This window comes from Streptomyces sp. NPDC059679 (genome assembly GCF_042734105.1).
GTDB lineage: Bacteria > Actinomycetota > Actinomycetes > Streptomycetales > Streptomycetaceae > Streptomyces.
The window spans coordinates 26,244-45,164 of the sequence record NZ_JBHWES010000038.1 but is presented as its reverse complement, the minus strand read 5'-3'; the positions used below and the strand labels follow the sequence as shown (position 1 = coordinate 45,164).

Sequence of the window (18,921 nt, the reverse complement as noted above, 5' to 3'; positions counted from 1 at the left end):
CCTCGTGCGCCGGGTATCCAGCATCGCCGTCGCGGGCATAGGCATCGCGGCTCTCGCTTTCACCACCACGGCCTGTGGTGGCAGCAGCTCGTCCGACTCCAAGAAGGATAAGGGCGTCGCCATCGCCTATGACGTCGGCGGCCGCGGCGACCAGTCCTTCAACGACGCCGCGTACGCGGGCTTCGTCAAGGCCAAGAAGGAACTGGGCGTCAAGGGCGACGACATCGAGCCGTCCGAGGGCGAGTCCGACGCCGACAAGGTGCAGCGCCTGACCGAGCTGGCCCGCGAGGGACACAACCCGGTCATCGCCGTCGGGTTCGTCTACGCCCCGGCGGTGAAGGAGGTCGCCAAGAAGTACCCGAAGATCACCTTCGGCCTCGTCGACGATGACACCGTCCACATGAAGAACGTCGTGAACATGGTGTTCAACGAGGAGCAGGGCTCCTACCTGGCGGGTGTGGCGGCCGCCCTGACCACCAAGTCCAAGACGGTGGGCTTCGTCGGCGGTGTGGAGAACCCGCTGATCAAGAAGTTCGAGGCGGGCTACGTCCAGGGTGTGCACGACACCGACAAGTCGGTCAAGGTGAAGGTCCAGTACCTGACCCAGCCGCCGGACTACAGCGGCTTCAAGAAGCCCGACGCCGGCAAGGACACCGCCAACGGCCAGCTGGACGGCGGCGCGGACGTCATCTACCAGGCCGCGGGCGACTCCGGCAGCGGCGTCATCGAGGCCGCCGCCACGCGCGGCAAGTGGGCCATCGGCGTCGACAGCGACCAGTACACGCAGAAGGGCCTGGCCAAGTTCAAGACCAAGATCCTGGCCTCGGCGACCAAGGCCGTCGACGAAGCCGTCTTCAACCTGGTCAAGTCCGTCAAGGACGGCAAGCCGCAGTCCGGTACGGTGCGCTACGGCCTCAAGACGGGCGGCGTCGGCCTGGCCGACTCCAACCCCGAGTACAAGAAGATGACCAAGGTCGTCGAGGCGGTCGAGACCGCGAAGAAGAAGATCATCAGCGGTGAGATCAAGGTCAAGACGACGCCGTAAGCGGCGTGCGATCTCTTGAACATCTGCTGAGTACGTGCTGAGCATCTGCTGAGTAGATAAGCGGGGCCTGGGGAGGGAGCTTTGGGCACACCACCTCAGGTCCCGCTCGCTGTGCGGCCCATCGCCGCCCCGCATAATCCCCCAGCGGCAGCTGGGAGGTGCCCCCACCACCGCCGAGACTCCTTCTTTGAGGAGAGTGCGCCATCAACGCGTCCAGCAGTCCGCCCGCAGTAGAACTCAGCGGGATCACCAAACGTTTCCCCGGCGTCGTCGCCAACCACGACATCCACATCGCCGTCCGCAAGGGCACCGTGCACGCGATCGTCGGTGAGAACGGCGCGGGCAAGTCCACCCTGATGAAGACCCTCTACGGCATGCACAAGCCGGACGAGGGGACCATCGCGGTCGATGGCGAAGAGGTCTCCTTCCACAGCCCCGCCGACGCCATCGCCCGCGGCCTGGGCATGGTGCACCAGCACTTCATGCTCGCCGACAACCTCACCGTCCTCGAGAACGTCGTGCTCGGCGCCGAGAAGCTGTACGGCATCGGCGCCAAGGCCCGTGCGAAGATCAAGGAGATCTCGGACGCGTACACCCTCGGGGTGCGCCCCGACGTCCTCGTCGAGGACCTCGGCGTGGCCGACCGGCAGCGCGTGGAGATCCTGAAGGTGCTCTACCGGGGCGCCCGGACGCTGATCCTGGACGAGCCGACCGCCGTGCTGGTCCCGCAGGAGGTCGACGCGCTCTTCGACAACCTCCGCGAGCTCAAGGCGGAGGGGCTGACCGTCATCTTCATCTCGCACAAGCTCGGCGAGGTGCTGTCCGTCGCGGACGACATCACCGTCATCCGGCGCGGCACCACGGTCGGCTCCGTCGTCCCCTCCGAGGTCACCGCGCGGCAGCTGGCCGAGATGATGGTCGGCAGCGAACTGCCCTCGCCCGAGACGCGCGAGTCCACCGTCACCGATGTGCCGATGCTCCAGGTCGAAGGGGTGACGCTGACCACGCAGGACGCCGAGCACGGCGCCCGCACCGTGCTGGACGACATCACCTTCACCATCCGCAAGGGCGAGGTGCTGGGTCTGGCCGGGGTCGAGGGCAACGGCCAGACCGAGCTGATCGACGCCCTGATCGGCACCCGCAAGTCCGACAGCGGCACCATCCTCCTCGGCGAGGAGGACGTCACCGGCTGGCCCACCCGGCGGCGCCGCGAGGGCGGGATCGGCTATATCCCCGAGGACCGGCACCGCCACGGCCTGCTGCTGGAGGCGCCGCTGTGGGAGAACCGCATCCTCGGCCATGTCACCGAGCGGCCCAACAGCAAGGGCAAGGGCTTCTGGCTCGACCTCCAGGGCGCGCGGGCGGACACCGAGCGGATCGTCGCCGAGTACGACGTACGCACCCCCGGCATCGAGGTCACCGCGGCCTCGCTGTCCGGCGGCAACCAGCAGAAGCTCATCGTGGGGCGGGAGATGAGCCACCGTCCGCGGCTGCTCATCGCCGCGCACCCCACCCGCGGCGTGGACGTCGGGGCGCAGGCGCAGATCTGGGACCAGATCCGCGAGGCGCGCCGGGAGGGCCTGGCCGTGCTGCTGATCTCCGCGGACCTGGACGAGCTGATCGGGCTGTCCGACACCCTGCGGGTCATCTACCGCGGCCGGCTGGTCGCGGACGCGGACCCGGCGACCATCACCCCCGAGGAGTTGGGCTCGGCCATGACCGGCGCGGCCACAGGTCATCTGGAGCACTCCGCCGAGGAGGGGGCGGCGCGATGAAGAAGACCGACGAGGCGAAGCCGATGAACGGCGACGCGAAGAACGGCGGCGGCGCGGGCACGAGCGGCGACGGCCCGGAGAAGTCCGGCGACGGCCTGAACGAATCCGGGCGTACGCCCGCCAAGTCCGGCAGCCCCGAGGGCACTCCCGCGGGCGGCGCCGCCAAGTCCGGTGGCTCCGTGGGCAAGAGGTTCAGCCGAGACCGGCTGCTGCTGGCGGTGGCCGGCCCGGTGCTGGCCCTGGTCGTGGCGGTGCTGCTGACCTCCGGAGTGCTGCTCGCCTCGGGCAAGAGCCCGTTCGAGCCGTACCAGCTGATGCTCGATTACGCGGGCAACGCCGATATCCAGGTGCTCATCGTCAACCAGGCGAGCTCCTACTACCTGGCGGCCCTCGCGGTGGCGATCGGCTTCCGGATGAATCTGTTCAACATCGGCGTGGACGGCCAGTACCGGGTCGCGGCGATGGCCGCGGCCCTGGTCGGCGCCAATGTCAATCTTCCCGGCCCGCTGAGCATCGCGCTGATCGTGATCGTCGCCATGCTGGTGGGCGCCTTCTGGGCGGGCATCGCGGGCATCCTGAAGACCACCCGCGGCGTGAGCGAGGTCGTCTCCACGATCATGCTCAACGCGATCGCCACCAGCCTGATCGCGTATCTGATCCTGCCCGAGCAGTTCGGTGTGCAGCCCAAGGGCAGCAACAACCTCACCACCGGCGACCTGCCCGAGTCCTCCTGGTTCCCGGGCCTCCACGTCAGCGATGTGGCCGGTGACATCTACGGCTTCGTGTTCGTGGCGATCGGCTGCGGCGTGGCGTACTCGCTGGTGCTGGGCCGCACCCGGTTCGGCTTCGACCTGCGCGCCACCGGCGCCAGCGAGAGCGCGGCGGCCGCCAGCGGCGTCGACGCCAAGCGCATGGTGCTCACCAGCATGCTGATCTCCGGCGCCGTGGCGGGCCTGGCGGGCATGCCGGTGCTGCTCGGCGACTCGCATACGTACAGCCTGAACTTCCAGACCGGCATCGGCTTCACGGGCATCACCATCGCCCTCCTCGGCCGCAACAACGCGGTCGGCATCGCCTTCGGCGCGCTGCTGATCGCGTTCCTCGACAAGGCGTCCCAGACGCTGGACTACAACGGCTACGAGAAGGAGATCGCCACGATCATGCAGGGCCTGATCGTGATCTCCGTGGTCGTCTCCTACGAAACCGTGCGCCGGTACGCCCTGCGCCGCCAGCAGCGGAAGGTCGGCGAAGAGCTCGCCGCCGCGGCCCGTACGACGACCCGTGAGGGGGTGGCAGCGTGAGCGTGTCTTGGCGCGCTGCGCGGGCTGGACTGAGGAGCCGCGCAGCGACGAAGGAGCGAGCAGTGACGAGGGAAGCCCGCGCGTGGAAGCGCGCCAAGACTGAGCGGGAGGAGGGCGCGTGAGCACCATGACCACCTCTGTGACAGACAAGCCGCAGCCGCAAAAGCCCGTGCGCCAGAAACTGACCCTGCCCGTCGTTCTGCTGATCGTCGCGGGCGCCCTGGTCCTCGTCTCGGTGGTCCGGCTGATCACCGGGGCCGACGACATCACCTCGGTGGGCCAGGTGTCGGGCGCGCTGGAGCTCGCCATCCCCATCGGGCTGGCCGGGCTCGGCGGTCTGTGGGCGGAACGGGCCGGCGTGGTCAACATCGGCCTTGAGGGCATGATGATCCTCGGCACCTGGCTCGGCGCCTGGGCGGGCTACCAGTGGGGGCCGTGGGTCGGCGTGGTGTTCGGCATCCTCGGCGGCGCGATCGGCGGGCTGCTGCACGCCGTCATCACCGTGACGTTCGGCGTCAACCACATCGTCTCCGGTGTGGCGATCAACATCCTCGCCGTCGGTGCCACCCGCTATCTGTCCAACTTCACCTTCCTCGAGTCGTCGGGGTCCGCCCGGAAGTCGCCGTCCATCGACCCGATCACCCAGATCACCGTGCCCGGGCTGTCCGACGCGATGAAGAACCTCAACGGCAAACACTGGTTCCTCGTCTCCGACCTGGCGGGGCTCCTCGGCGGCGTGGTGACGGAGCTGTCGCTGCTCACCGTCGTGGCGCTGCTGCTGATCCCGGCCACCTGGTGGGTGCTGTGGCGCACCGCGTTCGGCCTGCGGCTGCGGTCCTGTGGCGAGAACCCGGTGGCCGCGGAGTCGCTGGGCGTCAACGTCTACCGGTACAAGTACCTGGCCGTGATCATCTCCGGCGGGTTCGCCGGGCTCGGCGGTGTCTTCCTGGCCGAGGTGGCTTCCAACCTCTATCAGGAGGGCCAGACCGGAAACCGCGGCTACATCGGCCTCGCCGCCATGATCTTCGGCAACTGGATGCCCGGCGGTCTTGCCATGGGCGCGGGCCTGTTCGGCTACACCGACAGCCTCAACCTGCGCTCCGGCGGTACGAACGTGCACGCGCTGCTGCTGTTCCTGGTGGCCGTGCTCGCGCTGGTCGCGCTGTGGCAGTTGTACCGGAAGAAGTACCTGGCCGCGGCCATCGGCGCGGCGTTCTCAGCGCTGCTGCTGGTCTGGTATTCGCTGACCGAGGAGGTGCCGAGCCAGTTCGTGACCGCGGCACCGTACATCGCCACGCTGCTGGTGCTGGCGCTGTCCGCACAGCGGCTGCGCGCGCCCAAGGCGGTGGGGCTGCCCTACCACAAGGGAGGCGGATGATGACCACGGGCGCGACCCCGACCGCGAGCGCGCCGGTCGACTGGGAAGCGCTGCGCGCACAGGCCCGGGGCGTGATGTCCCGGGCCTACGCCCCGTACTCCCGCTACCCCGTGGGCGCCGCGGCGCTGGTCGACGACGGCCGCACGGTGACCGGCTGCAATGTGGAGAACGCGGCGTACGGTGTCGCGCTGTGCGCCGAATGCGGCCTGGTTTCCGCCCTGTTCGCCTCGGGCGGCGGCCGGCTGACCGCGTTCACCTGCTGCGACGGCCACGGCGCGGTGCTGATGCCCTGTGGCCGCTGCCGCCAGCTGCTGTGGGAACACGGCGGCCCGGAGCTCCAGGTGGACACCGCCTCCGGCATCCGCCCGCTCGCCGAACTCCTCCCGGACGCGTTCGGTCGCAACGACCTGGAACGCTGAGCGTCTTCGAGCGCCCTTCGAGCGCCCTTCGTGTGCTCTCCCCGATGAAAGGCCCGCACCTCACCATGGACGCCATCACCGTCATCCGCGCCAAACGCGACGGCGGCCGTCTCACCGACGCCCAGATCGACTGGATCATCGACGCCTATACGCGCGGTGAGGTCGCCCACGAGCAGATGTCCGCGCTCGCGATGGCGATCTACCTCAACGGCATGGACCGCGCGGAGATCGCCCGCTGGACCGCCGCGATGATCGCGTCCGGCGAGCGTATGGACTTCTCGTCCCTTGCGCGCCCGACCGCCGACAAGCACTCGACCGGTGGCGTGGGCGACAAGATCACCCTCCCGCTGGCCCCGCTGGTGGCCGCCTGCGGCGCGGCCGTACCGCAGCTGTCCGGGCGCGGCCTCGGCCACACCGGCGGCACGCTCGACAAGCTGGAGTCCATCCCCGGCTGGCGGGCGCGGCTCTCCGGCGAGGAGATGCTGCGGGTGCTCGAAGACGTCGGCTCCGTCATCTGCGCGGCGGGCGAGGGGCTGGCGCCCGCGGACCGCAAGCTGTACGCGCTGCGCGATGTGACCGGGACCGTGGAGTCGATCCCGCTGATCGCGAGCAGCATCATGTCGAAGAAGATCGCCGAGGGCACCGGCTCGCTGGTGCTGGACGTGAAGGTCGGCTCCGGCGCCTTTATGAAGGACCTGGCTTCGGCGCGGGAGCTGGCCGCCACGATGGTGGGTCTGGGCACCGACCACGGGGTCCGTACGGTCGCCCTGCTCACCGGCATGGCCACCCCGCTCGGCCGCACCGCGGGCAACGCCCTCGAGGTCCGCGAGTCCGTGGAGGTCCTGGCGGGCGGCGGCCCGGCCGATGTCGTCGAGCTCACCCTCGCCCTCGCCCGGGAGATGCTGGACGCGGCGGGTCTGCCGGACGCCGACCCGGCCAAGGCCCTCGCGGACGGCTCCGCGATGGACCACTGGCGCCGCATGATCGCCGCCCAGGGCGGCGACCCGGACGCGCCGCTGCCCGTCGCCCGCGAACAGCACGTGGTGACGGCCGAGTCGACCGGGGTGCTGACCGGCCTGGACGCGTACGCGGTCGGCGTCGTCGCCTGGCGGCTCGGCGCGGGCCGGGCCCGTAAGGAGGACCCGGTGCAGGCGGGGGCGGGCGTGGAGATCCACGCCAAGCCGGGGGACGCGGTACGGGCGGGCGATCCGCTGCTGACGCTGCACACGGACACGCCGGAGAAGTTCGACTACGCGCTCGAGGCGCTGGCGGGGGCGGTGAGCTACGCCCCGCCGGGGACGGAGTTCACACCCGAGCCGATCGTTCTGGACCGCATCGCGCGGTAGAAGAGACGGATGGGCGAAGGGGCCGCTCCGCCGGGACAGTGGCGGTGCGGCCCCTTCGGGCTCTGTGGTTCTTATCCGATCGGCGGGTGTCAGGCGGTTACGCCTGTGCGGCCAGCCGACGCAGGCCCTGCGTGGTCTCGTTGGAGGACGCGCGCTCGGACTGCTGCGCCGACCGGGCCACGATCTCCGCGCGCCGCTCCGCCAGTGCCTTCCGCGTCGCGTACAGCGTGATCGCCGCCGCGCCGGCCACGGCCACCAGACCGAGCACGACCGTGCCGCTCCAGCCGGCCGCGTGGAAGGCCAGCGCGCCGAGGGTGCCGCCCACGCTGCTGCCGATGTAGTACGCGGTCTGGTAGAGCGCCGATGCCTGGGCGCGCCCGGTCTTGGCGGCCCGGCTGACCGAGGAGGAGGCCACGGCGTGGCCCGCGAAGAAGCCCGCGGTGATCAGCACCAGGCCCAGCAGCACCGCCGCCAGCGAGTCACCGAGGCTCAGCAGCAGCCCGGCCGTCGTGGTGGTGACCCCCACGTACAGCGCGCCGCGCCGGCCCAGTCGGCCGACCAGCTTTCCGGCCGCCGCGGAGGACGCCGTACCGACCAGGTAGATCAGGAAGATCGAGCCGACCAGGGACTGCGAGAGGTTGAAGGGCTCGGCGACCAGGCGGTAGCCGATGACCGTGTAGACGCCGCCGAAGACGGTCATGAACAGCGCGCCGATCGCGTACAGCCTGCGCAGCAGCGGATCGGACAGATGCCCGCCGACCGTACGGGCCAAGGCGCGCGGGCTGACCGCGGACGGGGTGAAGTGGCGCGCCTTGGGCAGCAGCAGCCGGAAGGCGATCGCGCAGACCAGCGACAGGACGCCGACCGTGGCCAGCGATACGCGCCAGCCCCAGCCGTCGGCGACCCAGCCGGTGAGCAGTCGGCCGGTCATACCGCCGAAGCTGTTGCCGGCCACGAACAGGCCGATGGCGCTGATGAGGGAGGAGGGGCGTACTTCCTCCGAGAGGTAGGCCATCGCGGAGGCGGGGATGCCGGCGATTGCGGCACCCTGGACGGCGCGCAGGGCGATCAGCCAGCCCAGGTCCGGGGCGAAGGGCACCACGAGGCCGACGGCGACGGCGACGGCGAGTGAGCCGGTCATCATGGCGCGGCGGCCGAAGCGCTCGGACAGGGCGCTGAGCGGAAGCACCGCGAGGGCCAGCGCGAGGGTGGCCGCGGAGACCGTCCAGCTCGCCTGGTCGGGCTGGACGTCGAGGTCGGCGGAGATCGCGGGCAGCAGCGCCTGGGTGGAGAAGAGAAGGGCGAACGTCGCAAGACCGGCGGCGAAGAGCGCGAGCCGCATCCGGCCGAAGCCGGGGTCTCCGGGGCTCATTCGGTCGGGGGTCGACGACGTGGTGACGCAGGCGTCCACAGGGGTTCCGGTGGACGCCTCGGTATCAGCAGGAGGCATGTCTCGACCGTATGTGGCGCCTTTTGATGCGTCCAATGCACGGAATTGCCATAATCGATGCTGTGCAGCATCAGCCGAGGCCAGCGAGGTCATTGTCACGCCCCCGCAATGAAAAAGACATTCCCGTGACAGTCGGGTCCACAGCCGGGTCCCAGGCCGTCGATCGCATCATGGCCGAGTTCGAGGCCGACTCCTGGGCCGCGTCCCTGACGCCCCGCCTGGTGCAGTTCGCGGCGGTGGCCCGGCACGAGCACGTCACCCGGGCCGCGCAGTGGCTCGGCGTACCCCAGTCGACGCTCAGCCGGGCGATGGTACGCCTCGAAGCGGACCTGGGCGTAGCCCTGTTCGCCCGCCGCGGCCGCACCGTCGCGCTCACCCCCGCCGGGCGTACGTTCCTGCGCGCGGTGGAACGGGCGCTGACCGAGGTCGAGCGCGCCGCCGAGACCGTACGGGCCGACGCCGACCCCGCCGCGGGCAAGATCGCCTTCGGCTTTCTGCACACCCTCGGCCCGGAGACGGTACCGGGTCTGATCCGCGCCTTCCGGGTCGACCACCCGCGGGCGCGCTTCCAACTCGTCCAGGGCTACGGCGAGGCGATGATCGAGCGGATGCGCACCGGCGACCTCGACCTCTGCCTCACCTCACCCGTCCCCGACGCCCCGGACCTGGTCGCCCGCCGCCTCGACGAGCAGCGGCTGCGCCTGGTGGTGCCCGACGACCACCGGCTCGCCGACCGTAAGCGGATCCGGCTGGCCGAGGCCGCCACGGAGCTCTTCGTCACCCTCGAACCGGGCTACGGGCTGCGGCGCATCACCGACGCGCTGTGCGCCGAGGCGGGCTTCAAACCGAAGATCGCCTTCGAGGGGGAGGAGGCCGAGACCCTGCGCGGCCTGGTGGCCGCGGGGTTCGGAGTGGCGCTGCTGCCGCCCCCGGCGGTGCCGCGCCCCGGGGTGGCCGAGCTGACGGTGACGGCCCCGCGGGCGGTCCGTGAGATCGGCGTCGCCTGGCTCGACGGCCATCCGGACACCGCACCGGTCGCGGCCTTCAAACGCTTCCTGCTCAGCCGCCGCGGACAACTCCTGCCGGGCTGAACCCCGTCAGGCCGGGGCTCAGCCCGGCAGTGTCGAGCCGAACCCCGCCGCCAGCGGCATGCGCAGCCCCAGCGGTGGCGGGGCCGCGAGGGCGTCCTCGACCGGACGGGAGAAGCCGTGGTCGAAGAGCGAGCCGAGCAGGAAGTCGGCGGCCAGCGCCTGTACTTCGGAGCGGTGGTGGTGCATGCCGTGGCCGTCCGCGTGGACCTCGAAGCGGCACACGTCCCGGTTGGCCTTCTTGGCCCGCTCCGCGAGCCGGTACGACAACTCGGGGTCGGCCCGCTGGTCGTTCGTCCCGTGGGCGATCAGCACCTGCCGCCCGACGAGCTGCTTGACCGGCTCGGGTTCCAGCGCGGACTCGGCCGGCGGCAGCCACGGGGCCAGCGCGACCACCGAGACGACGGCGTCGTGTCCGGCGGCGCGCAGGGCGGCGCGGGCGCCCATGCCGTGGCCGACGAGGCACACCGGCACATCGCCGTAGCGCCGTATCGCCTCGTCCACCGCCCACTCGGCGTCCACGGCGGGGTCGGCCGCGGTGTCGTTCCAGCCGCGGTGGCGGTAGTGGACGACATGGGCGGTCAGCCCTTCGGCGCGGCCCGCCCGGACCAGCCGCCGGGCCAGGGGCAGCACCGCGGCAACCGACAGCCGCGAGGGCCGTCCGGTGCCGGTCTCCGGACCCCCGGGGAGCAGTAACACCACACCGTGCACGGTCTCCTGTGCGGCGGCCGCGCCTTTCGGCCGCCCCAGCCTGGCGCCCCGCTCGGGCAACGCTTGCTGAACCATGGCGACACGATCGCAGAAGGAGCGGTGTACTCCACCACTCGTGCGGGTCACTGTTGCATATCTATCGGGGCCACGCGGCGGAGCCGCACATGACACGATCTACGCGCGTAGGGGTATGGTGCGCAGATGACGAGCGAGCACCAGGACCGCCCCACCCCCGAGCAGATCCGCCGCGCCCCGAAGGTGCTGCTGCACGACCATCTCGACGGCGGGCTGCGCCCCGCCACCGTCGTCGACCTCGCCCGTGAGACGGGCTATGACGGGCTGCCGAAGAGTGATCCGGCGGAGCTCGGCCGCTGGTTCCGGGAGGCCGCCGACTCCGGTTCGCTCGAGCTCTACCTCGAGACCTTCGCACACACCTGCGCCGTCATGCAGACCCGCGACGCGCTGTTCCGGGTCGCCGCCGAATGCGCCGAGGACCTGGCCGAGGACGGGGTCGTCTACGCGGAGGTGCGCTACGCCCCCGAGCAGCATCTGACCCGGGGGCTGACCCTGGAACAGGTCGTCGAGGCGGTCAACGAGGGCTTCCGGGAGGGGGAGCGGCGGGCCCGGGAGAAGGGTCTGCGTATCCGCGTCGGCGCCCTGCTCACCGCGATGCGCCACGCCGCCCGCGCTCTGGAGATCGCCGAACTCGCCAACGGCTACCGCGACCACGGCGTCGTCGGCTTCGACATCGCGGGCGCCGAGGCGGGCTACCCGCCCACCCGCCACCTCGACGCCTTCGAATATCTCAAGCGGGAGAACAACCACTTCACGATCCACGCGGGCGAAGCCTTCGGACTGCCCTCGATCTGGCAGGCGCTCCAGTGGTGCGGCGCCGACCGGCTCGGCCACGGCGTCCGCATCATCGACGACATCGAGGTGGCGGACGACGGGAGCGTGACCCTCGGCCGGCTCGCCTCGTACGTCCGGGACAAGCGCATCCCGCTGGAGCTGTGCCCGACCTCGAACCTCCAGACCGGCGCGGCCCGTTCGTACGCCGAGCACCCCATCGGGCTGCTGCGCCGACTGCAATTCCGGGCGACCGTGAATACGGATAATCGTCTGATGAGCGGCACAAGCATGAGTGATGAATTCGAGCACCTCGTTTCGACGTTCCACTACACGCTCGACGACATGCAATGGTTTACGGTCAATGCAATGAAATCGGCGTTCATTCCTTTTGATGAACGTCTGGCGATGATCAATGACGTGATCAAGCCCGGGTATGCCGAATTGAAGTCCGAATGGCTGTTCCGTCAGATGGCCTCCGCATCACCCCTGACCAGGTGGTCTCACGTCGAGGGCGGCTGATGGCGGCTGATCTCGCGGAGCGGGAAGCGGACGGGGATAAACGACCGGAAGGCAAGTGGAGGGCGCTTTTCCGGGTTTGCGGAAGGCCGAAATCCATGGCTACGTTGCCGTACCGGTCAAGCCCCCGTCTCAAGGACAGATTTCTGATGAAGCAGGGAACCATCAAGACCCTCGGTGCCATTGCCCTCGGTGCGGTCGCCGTCATTGCCGGAGGCGGCGCCGCGGCTGCGGCCGGCAACGCTCCGGTCGGGCCCGCGGGCCCCGGAATGGGTGCCGGGCAGGCGAAGGCGGCCGTCGGGCAGGGGCCCGCACCCGCACCCGGACCCCAGGCTCAGGCCCCGCGGCCGGGTCAGCCCGGCCCCAACAAGACCCTGTTGGACAACCTCCCCATCAGCCCCAACGCCCTGAAGGCCGGCGGTCTGCCGGGCGGTCTGCTGGGCTGACCCGCGTACTGTCGGGCAGTGGGCCCGCACATCCGATCCGGGTGTGCGGGCCCCACTGTGTGCTGCCGCGTGCTGTGCTGCCCTACCGCGCGACCCCGACGCTGTGGACGGAACGGGCCACGGCCTGGGCGCCGCCCCCGGTCCGTTCCTCTTCCCGGCCCTCGTCGCCCCCGTCCCGGGAGAGGGTGGCGGCCTGCCGCCGGTCCGTCCGGCGGCGGAGCCACGACCGTGCGGCGGGGACCACCGCGAGATGCGCCAGCGCCACGCCCGCCGTGTTGAGCAGCACCGTGTCGACGTTCATGATCTGGCCGGTGAGCTCGCTGTGCACCAGCGCCATCGTCAGGGAGACCATCGCGCCGGTGAAGACCGTACGGACGAACGAGGCGAGCGGGTAGACGGTCACCCGGCCCCCCGCCAGCGGCAGCAGCACACCCAGCGGCGAGAGCAGCAGCAGCCCGCCGCCGATGCTGCGGGTGGCCTCCCAGGGGCCGAGCGCCAGATCGGCGCGGATGGTGGCCAGCGGCTCCAGGGTCACGGCGGTCACCCAGGGCGCGGACAGGGGGCGCAGGGTCAGCCAGCACACATACGCGAGATGTGCGGCGAGGAGGACGAATCCCGCGGCGCGGAAGCGGAAGGCGGCCCTGCGGCGGCCGGAACCATGACCCTGCACGACTCTCAGGACGCCTGTTGCGGGGGTCGCGGTTCCGGCCGAGTCGCGCTGGTGAGAAACGGGTTACCGGTGAGTCGGCCAGAAGCGGGAAGGAGGGCGGGGGCGCGGGGGAGGCTGGGGCGCGCAGAGCGTCAGGAGACGAGTACGCCCGAAGTGACCGCGATCTCGGGGTGGCGGCGCATCTCCCCCGTGCACTCGTACCGCTTGAGCGGATCCCGGTCCGCGTCCGGGCCGCCGAGCACCACCCGGTGCCTGGAGTCCGCCACGGTGGTCTCCGCGAAGGTGCAGACGATCTGCGCGAGCGCGTACGACTGAAGCTCCTCCGGCAGCCGGTTCAGCCGCAGCGCGCCGTCCGGATCGCCCTTGGCCGGTCCGGAGACCCGTACCCAGTCCTCCACCGCGGTGGAGAACCCCGCCTCCTCCTCGGCCCTCGACGGCGGGTCCTGCAACTGCTCAAGCAGCGCGCGGGCGACCTGAAGCGGCTCGGGCGGTGTCTTCTCGTCCGTCAGCCGTGCCGACCGGCTCACCGAGAGGATCCGCGACGTGCAGATCAGATAGACCCGTACGGTGACCCGGCCCGCACCCTCGGCCGACCGGCCGGGCTCGGGTGCCTGGCACGACGCGCGCGAGGGGGCGGGGCCCGCGTCGACCGGCACCGACGTACCGCGGATGCCGCATCCCGAGGCCAGCAGCGCCACCGCCCCGAGCAGCGCGCCCGCCACTCGCCGCCTCATCGCTCGCTCCCCTCGTCCGGGCCGTCCTGGCCGCCCTGTCGGTCGCCACCCTCGCCACCGCTCTGGTCCGGTTGGTCCGGTTCGCTCAGCCGTGAGGCGTCCATGGGCAGCCGCAGCGTGAAGACGGCTCCGCCGTCGGGAGAGTTGTCCGCGGTGATCTCGCCGCCGTGGATATGCGCGTTCTCCAGTGCGATCGACAGGCCGAGGCCGCTGCCCTCCGACCGGGGTCGGGAGGCGCTGGCCTTGTAGAAGCGGTCGAAGACATGCGGAAGCACATCCTCAGGGATGCCCGGGCCGTGGTCCCGGACCCGGATCAGCAGATCGTCGTCCTCGGGCCGCACCGAGACCCGCACCGGCGAGCCGCCGTGCTTGAGGGCGTTCCCGATCAGATTGGCGAGGATGACGTCCAGCCGCCGGGGGTCGAGCCGGGCCATGATGCCGCGCTCCGCGTCGAGCTCGACGGCGTCCAGCCAGGCCCGGGCGTCGATGCAGGCCGTCACCTGGTCCGCGACATCGACGTCGTCCAGGACCAGCCGTGCCGTGCCCGCGTCGAAGCGGGTCACCTCCATCAGGTTCTCCACCAGGTCGTTCAGCCGCCGCGTCTCGCTGACCACCAGCTGCACCGCCGGGGCGATCATTGGGTCGAGCGCGTCGGTCTCCTCCTCCAGCACCTCCGTCACCGCCGTGATCGCGGTGAGCGGGGTACGCAGCTCATGCGACATGTCCGCGACGAAGCGTCGGCTGGACGCCTCCCGCGCGCTCAGCTCCTCCACCCGCTTCTCCAACCGCTCCGCGGCCCGGTTGAAGGTACGGGAGAGATTGGCGAGCTCATCGGTGCCGGAGACCTCGAGCCGGGTGTCGAGATGCCCCTCGCCCAGCCGGTGCGCCGCCTCGCCAAGACGCTGCACCGGCCGCAGCACGGTGGCCGCGGCGGCCTGGGCGAGCAGCGCGGAGCCGATCAGCGCCAGGGCGGTGGCGATGCCCAGGGACCAGGCCAGGGAGTTGAGGTCCTGGCGCTCGGTCTCCAGGGATTTGAGCATGTAGCCGGTCGACCCGCCGCCGTTCACGTGGGCTCCGCCGATCAGATACGGGGTGCCCTTCAGCGTGATCCGCTGCCAGTAGAGGTGATACGGGGAGGTGTTGGAGCCCGCGACGGCGCGTTTCTTGTCGACCGCGCTCCGTAGTGCTTCGGGCACCGTCTTGAGTGTCAGCAGATCCTCCGCTGAGGCGGCGGTGCACGGGCCGCCGCCCTCGGTCCGGGCGATCAGCAGCACCTCGTACTTCTGGGTGTTGTCCGCCATCCGATCCGCGGCGTCCTGCAATTCGGGACAGGTCGGCACGGCGGGCAGCGGGTCGGTGGCCTCCTTCAGTGACTTGCTGAAGTCGTCCAGCGCGGCGTCCTGCGTGCGTGTGAGCACCGCGTCACGATTCAGCCAGTACGCGATCGCCGACGCGGACACGGCGGCCGCCAGCGCCACCAGACCGAAGACGAGCATCAGCCGCAGCCGCAGGCTCAGCCACCGCAACAGCCCCGCGGCCCAGCCACGCGCCCGGCTGGGCTTCCCTCCCCCAGCTGCCGCTGGGTGGTGCCCCCTCACCGCGCTCAAAGCTTCGCTACCCCGCTCACTGTGGCGCGTCCAGCCGGTATCCGACCCCGCGCACCGTACGGATCAGCGTCGGGGACGACGGTACGTCCTCGACCTTCGCGCGCAGTCGCTGTACGCAGGCGTCCACCAGCCGGGAGTCACCGAGATAGTCGTGCTCCCACACCAGCCGCAGCAGCTGCTGCCGCGACAGCGCCTGCCCCGGTCTGCGGCTCAGCTCCAGCAGCAGCCGCAGCTCGGTGGGGGTGAGCTGGAGGTCCTGGCCGTTCTTGGTCACGGTCATGGCCGCGCGGTCGATGACCAGAGAGCCGAACGACGCCGAGTCATTGGCCTCCCGCTCACCGCGGCGCAGCACCGCGCGGATCCGGGCGTCGAGCACCCGCCCCTGTACGGGCTTGACCACATAGTCGTCCGCGCCCGACTCGAGACCGACCACGACGTCGATGTCATCGCTCCGCGCGGTCAGCAAGATGATCGGCAGCTGGTCGGTGCGCCGGATGCGGCGGCACACCTCGAAGCCGTCGATGCCGGGCAGCATCACATCCAGCACGATCAGATCCGGCCGCTGCTCGCGCAGCAGTTTCAGGCCGTCCTCGCCGGTCGCCGCCGTCGCCACGCGGTGGCCCTGGCGGGACAGGGAGAGTTCGAGGGCCGTGCGGATGGCGTCGTCGTCCTCGATCAGCAGAAGGAAAGGCACGTTGGTCATTCTGGCCTACAAGGGGCCTGTAGTTCGACCGTCAGGCAGTCAGGAGGTTCATTCACTCCCTACCCCTGTGACGAGCCTGTGACAGTCGGCAGACAGGGCCATGAAACTGGCCCGGCAATCTTTTGGGCACCGGGAGGAACGAAGACCCGGGAAGCACAAGGAACCGAGCAAGCTCTACCGACGGGGGGCGCGACATGAACACACTGCACTTCAACAACGCCAGCGCAGTCATTCGCACGCGCCTCCACGACGCCGGCCGGAGCAACGAGAAGTCCGGTGCCGTGAGCGGGCGGGGGTGCGCTCGCGGCGCCGGGCGTCAGCGGCCTCCTTATGTGGTGGCCATTGACGCGTACACGGGGGCCCCTGGGGGGAACACGGGCCCGGGGGGACCGGTGGAGCCGGCCGGCTCCAAGGAAGAGGGGGGCTCCGCGGACCAGGGGGGCCGCGGAGGAAGCGGGGGAAGCTCGTACAGGGAGGCATCGGGGGAGCGGTGCGGGACGTCGGAGGTGGAATTCACCACCTACGTCCAAGAGCGCCGCGCCTCCCTGTACGCCACCGCCTACCACCTGACTGGTGACCGGTTCGAGGCCGAGGACCTGCTGCAGAGCGCGCTGTTCTCGACCTACCGGGCCTGGGACCGGATCAGTGACAAGGCGGCGGTCGGCGGCTATCTGCGCCGCACCATGACCAATCTGCACATCAGCGCCTGGCGTCGGCGCAAGCTCAACGAGTACCCGACGGAGGAGCTGCCGGAGACGGCGGGCGACCACGACGCGATGCGCGGCACCGAGCTGCGCGCCGTGCTGTGGCAGGCCCTGGCCCGGCTGCCCGAGCTGCAGCGCACGATGCTGGTGCTGCGCTACTACGAGGGCCGGACAGACCCGGAAATCGCGGACATTCTCAACATCAGTGTCGGAACGGTCAAAAGCGGCATCTGGCGCTCGCTGCGCCGGCTGCGCGAGGACGAAGCCCTCAGCTTCGGCCGTGACGAGGAGGAGTCCTTCGGCGAGCTTGTCGCCTGAGGATGAACGGGGGATACGGGGGAAAACGGGGGGACCACGGGGGCCGGCGTTCGGGGGAGCGTCGGTAGTACGGAGGAAACACGGGGGATCACGGGGGAATCGAGCGGGTCCGGACGGCCGGGGGGTCTGTCCGGGCCCGCCTTTTCATTACGCCATTACGTCAAGCGGCATCGCGCCACCGCCGCGGCACATCCAGGCGCGCGCCTCAAGAGGTGCGCGCGCCTCAAGAGGTCCTGCTCGGCGACGCCGGCTCCGCGGTTCTCGGGCTGGGGCAGGCCCGCCCGGACGCCGCGGCGGCGGCGATCCGGCCCATCGCCACGTCCTTCCCGCACGGATACGCCCCCAGCGCCGTATGCCGCGCCACGATGCCGCGCTCCGCGCGCATCAGCCGCCAGCCCCGCCGCAGCAGATAGGGCGCGGACTTGCGCCCCTCCCGCAGATCGCGCAGCAGCCGGCGGCGGAAGGTGGTGGAGGGCCGGCCGCGCAGACACAGGGCGTCGGCGAGGAGGCCGAGCGCGCGGCAGCGCTCGATGATGTCGGCGGCGAAGATCCCCTCGGCGATGAACAGCGGCGAGCGGCCGATGCCCAGCGGCTCGGCGCCGACGCGGGCGCTGGTGGCGATGTCGTACACCGGCACCGTCGTACGCGACGTACGGCCCAGCGCCTCGATCGCCGCGACCGCGCCGTCCGCGTCCCATGACAGCGGCGAGTCCCAGTCGGCGCCCGCCCCGCCCGGGAGTTGCGGCAGCGAGGGGTCGTCGCCCTCCTTGTAGAAGTCGTCCAGGTTGAGCACGGGCAGGCCGGTGCGGGCCGCCAGGGACGACTTTCCGGAGCCGGAGGGGCCGGACAGCAGGACGACGCGGGCGGTTATGGGAGGACTGGTCACGGGATACCAGTGTGAGGCATGGCGCCGCCGGAGGGACCCCTCAGGTCGTGTGGTGTTCCCCCGGCGGTCGCGCGGCGTTCGCCCGGTGCGGTGTGCTAGACGCCCATCGGGTGCCACACCGTCTTCGTCTCCAGGAAGGACAGCAGCCGGGCCGTGCCCGGGTCGGCCGACCAATCCACAGGCTGTGGACGGAGAACGCGCTTGAGGTTGTCCGCGGCGGCCTCCTCCAGCGAGCGGGCCAACTCCGCGTCCGCGCCCGCGAGGTCGATCGCGTTGACGTCCTGGTGGGCGGCGAGCGGGGTGGCGATCTCGGCGGTGCGGCCGGAGAGTACGTTGACCACGCCGCCCGGGAGGTCGGAGGTGGCCAGGACCTCGCCGAGGGAGAGGGCCGGGAGCGGGGCGCGCTCGCTGGCCACGACCACGGCCGTGTTGCCGGTGACGATCGCCGGGGCGATCACGGAGACCAGCCCGAGGAACGACGACTCCTGCGGCGCCAGCACGGCCACCACACCGGTCGGCTCCGGCGTGGAGAGGTTGAAGTACGGGCCCGCGACCGGGTTGGCGGCCCCGGCGATCTGGGCGACCTTGTCGGACCAGCCCGCGTACCAGACCCAGCGGTCGATCGCGGCGTCCACGACGGCGGCGGACTTGGACTTGCCGAGCCCCTCCGCGTCGCCGACCTCCCGCGCGAACTGCTCGCGGCGGCCCTCCAGCATCTCCGCGACGCGGTAGAGGATCTGGCCGCGGTTGTAGGCCGTGGCCCCCGACCAGCCGCCGAACGCCTTGCGGGCGGCGACGACCGCGTCGCGGGCGTCCTTGCGGGAGGAGAGCGGCGCGTTGGCGAGCCAGCGGTCCTTAGGGTCGGTCACCTCGTACACCCGCCCGCTCTCGGACCGGGGGAACTTGCCCCCGACGAACAGCTTGTAGGTCTTGAGCACGCCCAGGCGCTCAGTGCGGTCATCAGACACCTTCATT

General features: G+C 70.8%; 18 protein-coding genes. 10 read left to right on the top strand and 8 right to left on the bottom strand.

Annotation, left to right across the window (positions count from 1 at the left end; genetic code table 11):
* Window positions 1-4: 4 nt before the first annotated feature.
* From ACFV2X_RS32750 to ACFV2X_RS32725, 6 genes are all read left to right on the top strand, one after another.
* Window positions 5-1,045 (top strand): BMP family protein, encoded by a 1,041-nt coding sequence (locus ACFV2X_RS32750; RefSeq protein WP_385623502.1) that lies wholly within the window; start codon window positions 5-7, stop codon window positions 1,043-1,045.
* 203 nt (window positions 1,046-1,248) lie between these two features.
* Window positions 1,249-2,820 carry an ABC transporter ATP-binding protein gene (locus ACFV2X_RS32745; RefSeq protein WP_179285673.1) on the top strand — a complete coding sequence of 524 codons (1,572 nt, stop codon included), beginning with the start codon at window positions 1,249-1,251 and terminating at the stop codon, window positions 2,818-2,820.
* Window positions 2,817-4,121 (top strand): ABC transporter permease, encoded by a 1,305-nt coding sequence (locus ACFV2X_RS32740; protein WP_385623499.1) that lies wholly within the window; start codon window positions 2,817-2,819, stop codon window positions 4,119-4,121. Before ACFV2X_RS32745 ends, ACFV2X_RS32740 begins: the two co-directional genes overlap by 4 nt.
* 127 nt (window positions 4,122-4,248) lie before the next feature.
* Window positions 4,249-5,499 (top strand): ABC transporter permease, encoded by a 1,251-nt coding sequence (locus tag ACFV2X_RS32735; RefSeq protein ID WP_385623634.1) that lies wholly within the window; start codon window positions 4,249-4,251, stop codon window positions 5,497-5,499.
* A complete protein-coding gene (locus tag ACFV2X_RS32730; RefSeq protein WP_014177243.1) occupies window positions 5,499-5,918 on the top strand; it encodes a cytidine deaminase in 420 nt (139 codons plus the stop codon). Before ACFV2X_RS32735 ends, ACFV2X_RS32730 begins: the two co-directional genes overlap by 1 nt.
* 65 nt (window positions 5,919-5,983) lie before the next feature.
* Window positions 5,984-7,264: a thymidine phosphorylase gene (locus ACFV2X_RS32725; protein WP_014177242.1), complete on the top strand. Its 1,281-nt coding sequence runs from the start codon at window positions 5,984-5,986 to the stop codon at window positions 7,262-7,264.
* 97 nt (window positions 7,265-7,361) lie between these two features.
* Here the strand turns inward: ACFV2X_RS32725 and ACFV2X_RS32720 are convergent, their stop codons facing one another.
* Complete coding sequence (locus ACFV2X_RS32720) at window positions 7,362-8,714, bottom strand: MFS transporter (protein WP_385623496.1); 1,353 nt, start codon at window positions 8,712-8,714, stop codon at window positions 7,362-7,364.
* 170 nt (window positions 8,715-8,884) lie between these two features.
* Between ACFV2X_RS32720 and ACFV2X_RS32715 the strand changes: the two genes are divergently transcribed.
* On the top strand, window positions 8,885-9,805 hold the full coding sequence (locus ACFV2X_RS32715) for a LysR substrate-binding domain-containing protein (protein WP_385623493.1): 921 nt from the start codon (window positions 8,885-8,887) through the stop codon (window positions 9,803-9,805).
* A gap of 18 nt (window positions 9,806-9,823) precedes the next feature.
* Here ACFV2X_RS32715 and ACFV2X_RS32710 read toward each other — a convergent pair whose 3' ends face one another.
* A complete protein-coding gene (locus tag ACFV2X_RS32710) occupies window positions 9,824-10,588 on the bottom strand; it encodes an alpha/beta hydrolase (protein WP_385623492.1) in 765 nt (254 codons plus the stop codon).
* Between the two features lie 126 nt (window positions 10,589-10,714).
* Here ACFV2X_RS32710 and ACFV2X_RS32705 point away from each other — a divergent pair, with 126 nt between their 5' ends.
* Both ACFV2X_RS32705 and ACFV2X_RS32700 read left to right on the top strand, forming a co-directional pair.
* Window positions 10,715-11,881 carry an adenosine deaminase gene (locus ACFV2X_RS32705; RefSeq protein WP_385623490.1) on the top strand — a complete coding sequence of 389 codons (1,167 nt, stop codon included), beginning with the start codon at window positions 10,715-10,717 and terminating at the stop codon, window positions 11,879-11,881.
* Window positions 11,882-12,027: 146 nt separating this feature from the next.
* On the top strand, window positions 12,028-12,324 hold the full coding sequence (locus ACFV2X_RS32700) for a hypothetical protein (protein ID WP_385623488.1): 297 nt from the start codon (window positions 12,028-12,030) through the stop codon (window positions 12,322-12,324).
* 82 nt (window positions 12,325-12,406) lie between these two features.
* Here ACFV2X_RS32700 and ACFV2X_RS32695 read toward each other — a convergent pair whose 3' ends face one another.
* The 4 genes from ACFV2X_RS32695 to afsQ1 all read right to left on the bottom strand — a co-directional run bounded on the left by ACFV2X_RS32695 (window position 12,407) and on the right by afsQ1 (window position 16,029).
* The gene (locus tag ACFV2X_RS32695) at window positions 12,407-12,994 is read right to left on the bottom strand and encodes a VanZ family protein (RefSeq protein ID WP_385623486.1); all 588 of its coding nucleotides are present in this window, start codon (window positions 12,992-12,994) and stop codon (window positions 12,407-12,409) included.
* A 131-nt stretch (window positions 12,995-13,125) separates the two neighbouring features.
* Window positions 13,126-13,728, bottom strand: a complete 603-nt coding sequence (locus ACFV2X_RS32690) for a hypothetical protein (RefSeq protein ID WP_385623484.1) — start codon at window positions 13,726-13,728, stop codon at window positions 13,126-13,128.
* On the bottom strand, window positions 13,725-15,254 hold the full coding sequence (locus ACFV2X_RS32685; protein ID WP_385623482.1) for an ATP-binding protein: 1,530 nt from the start codon (window positions 15,252-15,254) through the stop codon (window positions 13,725-13,727). The genes ACFV2X_RS32690 and ACFV2X_RS32685 overlap by 4 nt, the downstream gene beginning before the upstream one ends.
* Window positions 15,255-15,351: 97 nt before the next feature.
* Entirely contained in the window at window positions 15,352-16,029 is a 678-nt protein-coding gene (afsQ1, locus tag ACFV2X_RS32680; protein ID WP_014177233.1) for a two-component system response regulator AfsQ1, read from the bottom strand.
* Window positions 16,030-16,232: 203 nt separating this feature from the next.
* On the opposite strand from afsQ1, the gene ACFV2X_RS32675 reads away from it, so the two are divergent.
* Complete coding sequence (locus tag ACFV2X_RS32675) at window positions 16,233-17,060, top strand: SigE family RNA polymerase sigma factor (RefSeq protein ID WP_385623480.1); 828 nt, start codon at window positions 16,233-16,235, stop codon at window positions 17,058-17,060.
* 223 nt (window positions 17,061-17,283) lie between these two features.
* Here ACFV2X_RS32675 and ACFV2X_RS32670 read toward each other — a convergent pair whose 3' ends face one another.
* On the bottom strand, window positions 17,284-17,946 hold the full coding sequence (locus ACFV2X_RS32670) for an ATP-binding protein (RefSeq protein WP_385623477.1): 663 nt from the start codon (window positions 17,944-17,946) through the stop codon (window positions 17,284-17,286).
* A gap of 95 nt (window positions 17,947-18,041) precedes the next feature.
* Window positions 18,042-18,920 (bottom strand): aldehyde dehydrogenase family protein, encoded by an 879-nt coding sequence (locus ACFV2X_RS32665; RefSeq protein WP_385623475.1) that lies wholly within the window; start codon window positions 18,918-18,920, stop codon window positions 18,042-18,044.
* Window position 18,921 lies beyond the last annotated feature (1 nt).

Coding starts and splice junctions, on each gene's coding strand:
- ACFV2X_RS32740 (WP_385623499.1), top strand. CDS start 2,817: ATGAAGAAGACCGACGAGGCGAAGCCGATGAACGGCGACGCGAAGAAC.
- ACFV2X_RS32735 (WP_385623634.1), top strand. CDS start 4,249: ATGACCACCTCTGTGACAGACAAGCCGCAGCCGCAAAAGCCCGTGCGC.
- ACFV2X_RS32730 (WP_014177243.1), top strand. CDS start 5,499: ATGACCACGGGCGCGACCCCGACCGCGAGCGCGCCGGTCGACTGGGAA.
- ACFV2X_RS32725 (WP_014177242.1), top strand. CDS start 5,984: ATGGACGCCATCACCGTCATCCGCGCCAAACGCGACGGCGGCCGTCTC.
- ACFV2X_RS32720 (WP_385623496.1), bottom strand. CDS start 8,714: ATGCCTCCTGCTGATACCGAGGCGTCCACCGGAACCCCTGTGGACGCC.
- ACFV2X_RS32715 (WP_385623493.1), top strand. CDS start 8,885: ATGGCCGAGTTCGAGGCCGACTCCTGGGCCGCGTCCCTGACGCCCCGC.
- ACFV2X_RS32710 (WP_385623492.1), bottom strand. CDS start 10,588: ATGGTTCAGCAAGCGTTGCCCGAGCGGGGCGCCAGGCTGGGGCGGCCG.
- ACFV2X_RS32705 (WP_385623490.1), top strand. CDS start 10,715: ATGACGAGCGAGCACCAGGACCGCCCCACCCCCGAGCAGATCCGCCGC.
- ACFV2X_RS32700 (WP_385623488.1), top strand. CDS start 12,028: ATGAAGCAGGGAACCATCAAGACCCTCGGTGCCATTGCCCTCGGTGCG.
- ACFV2X_RS32690 (WP_385623484.1), bottom strand. CDS start 13,728: ATGAGGCGGCGAGTGGCGGGCGCGCTGCTCGGGGCGGTGGCGCTGCTG.
- ACFV2X_RS32675 (WP_385623480.1), top strand. CDS start 16,233: ATGAACACACTGCACTTCAACAACGCCAGCGCAGTCATTCGCACGCGC.
- ACFV2X_RS32665 (WP_385623475.1), bottom strand. CDS start 18,920: ATGAAGGTGTCTGATGACCGCACTGAGCGCCTGGGCGTGCTCAAGACC.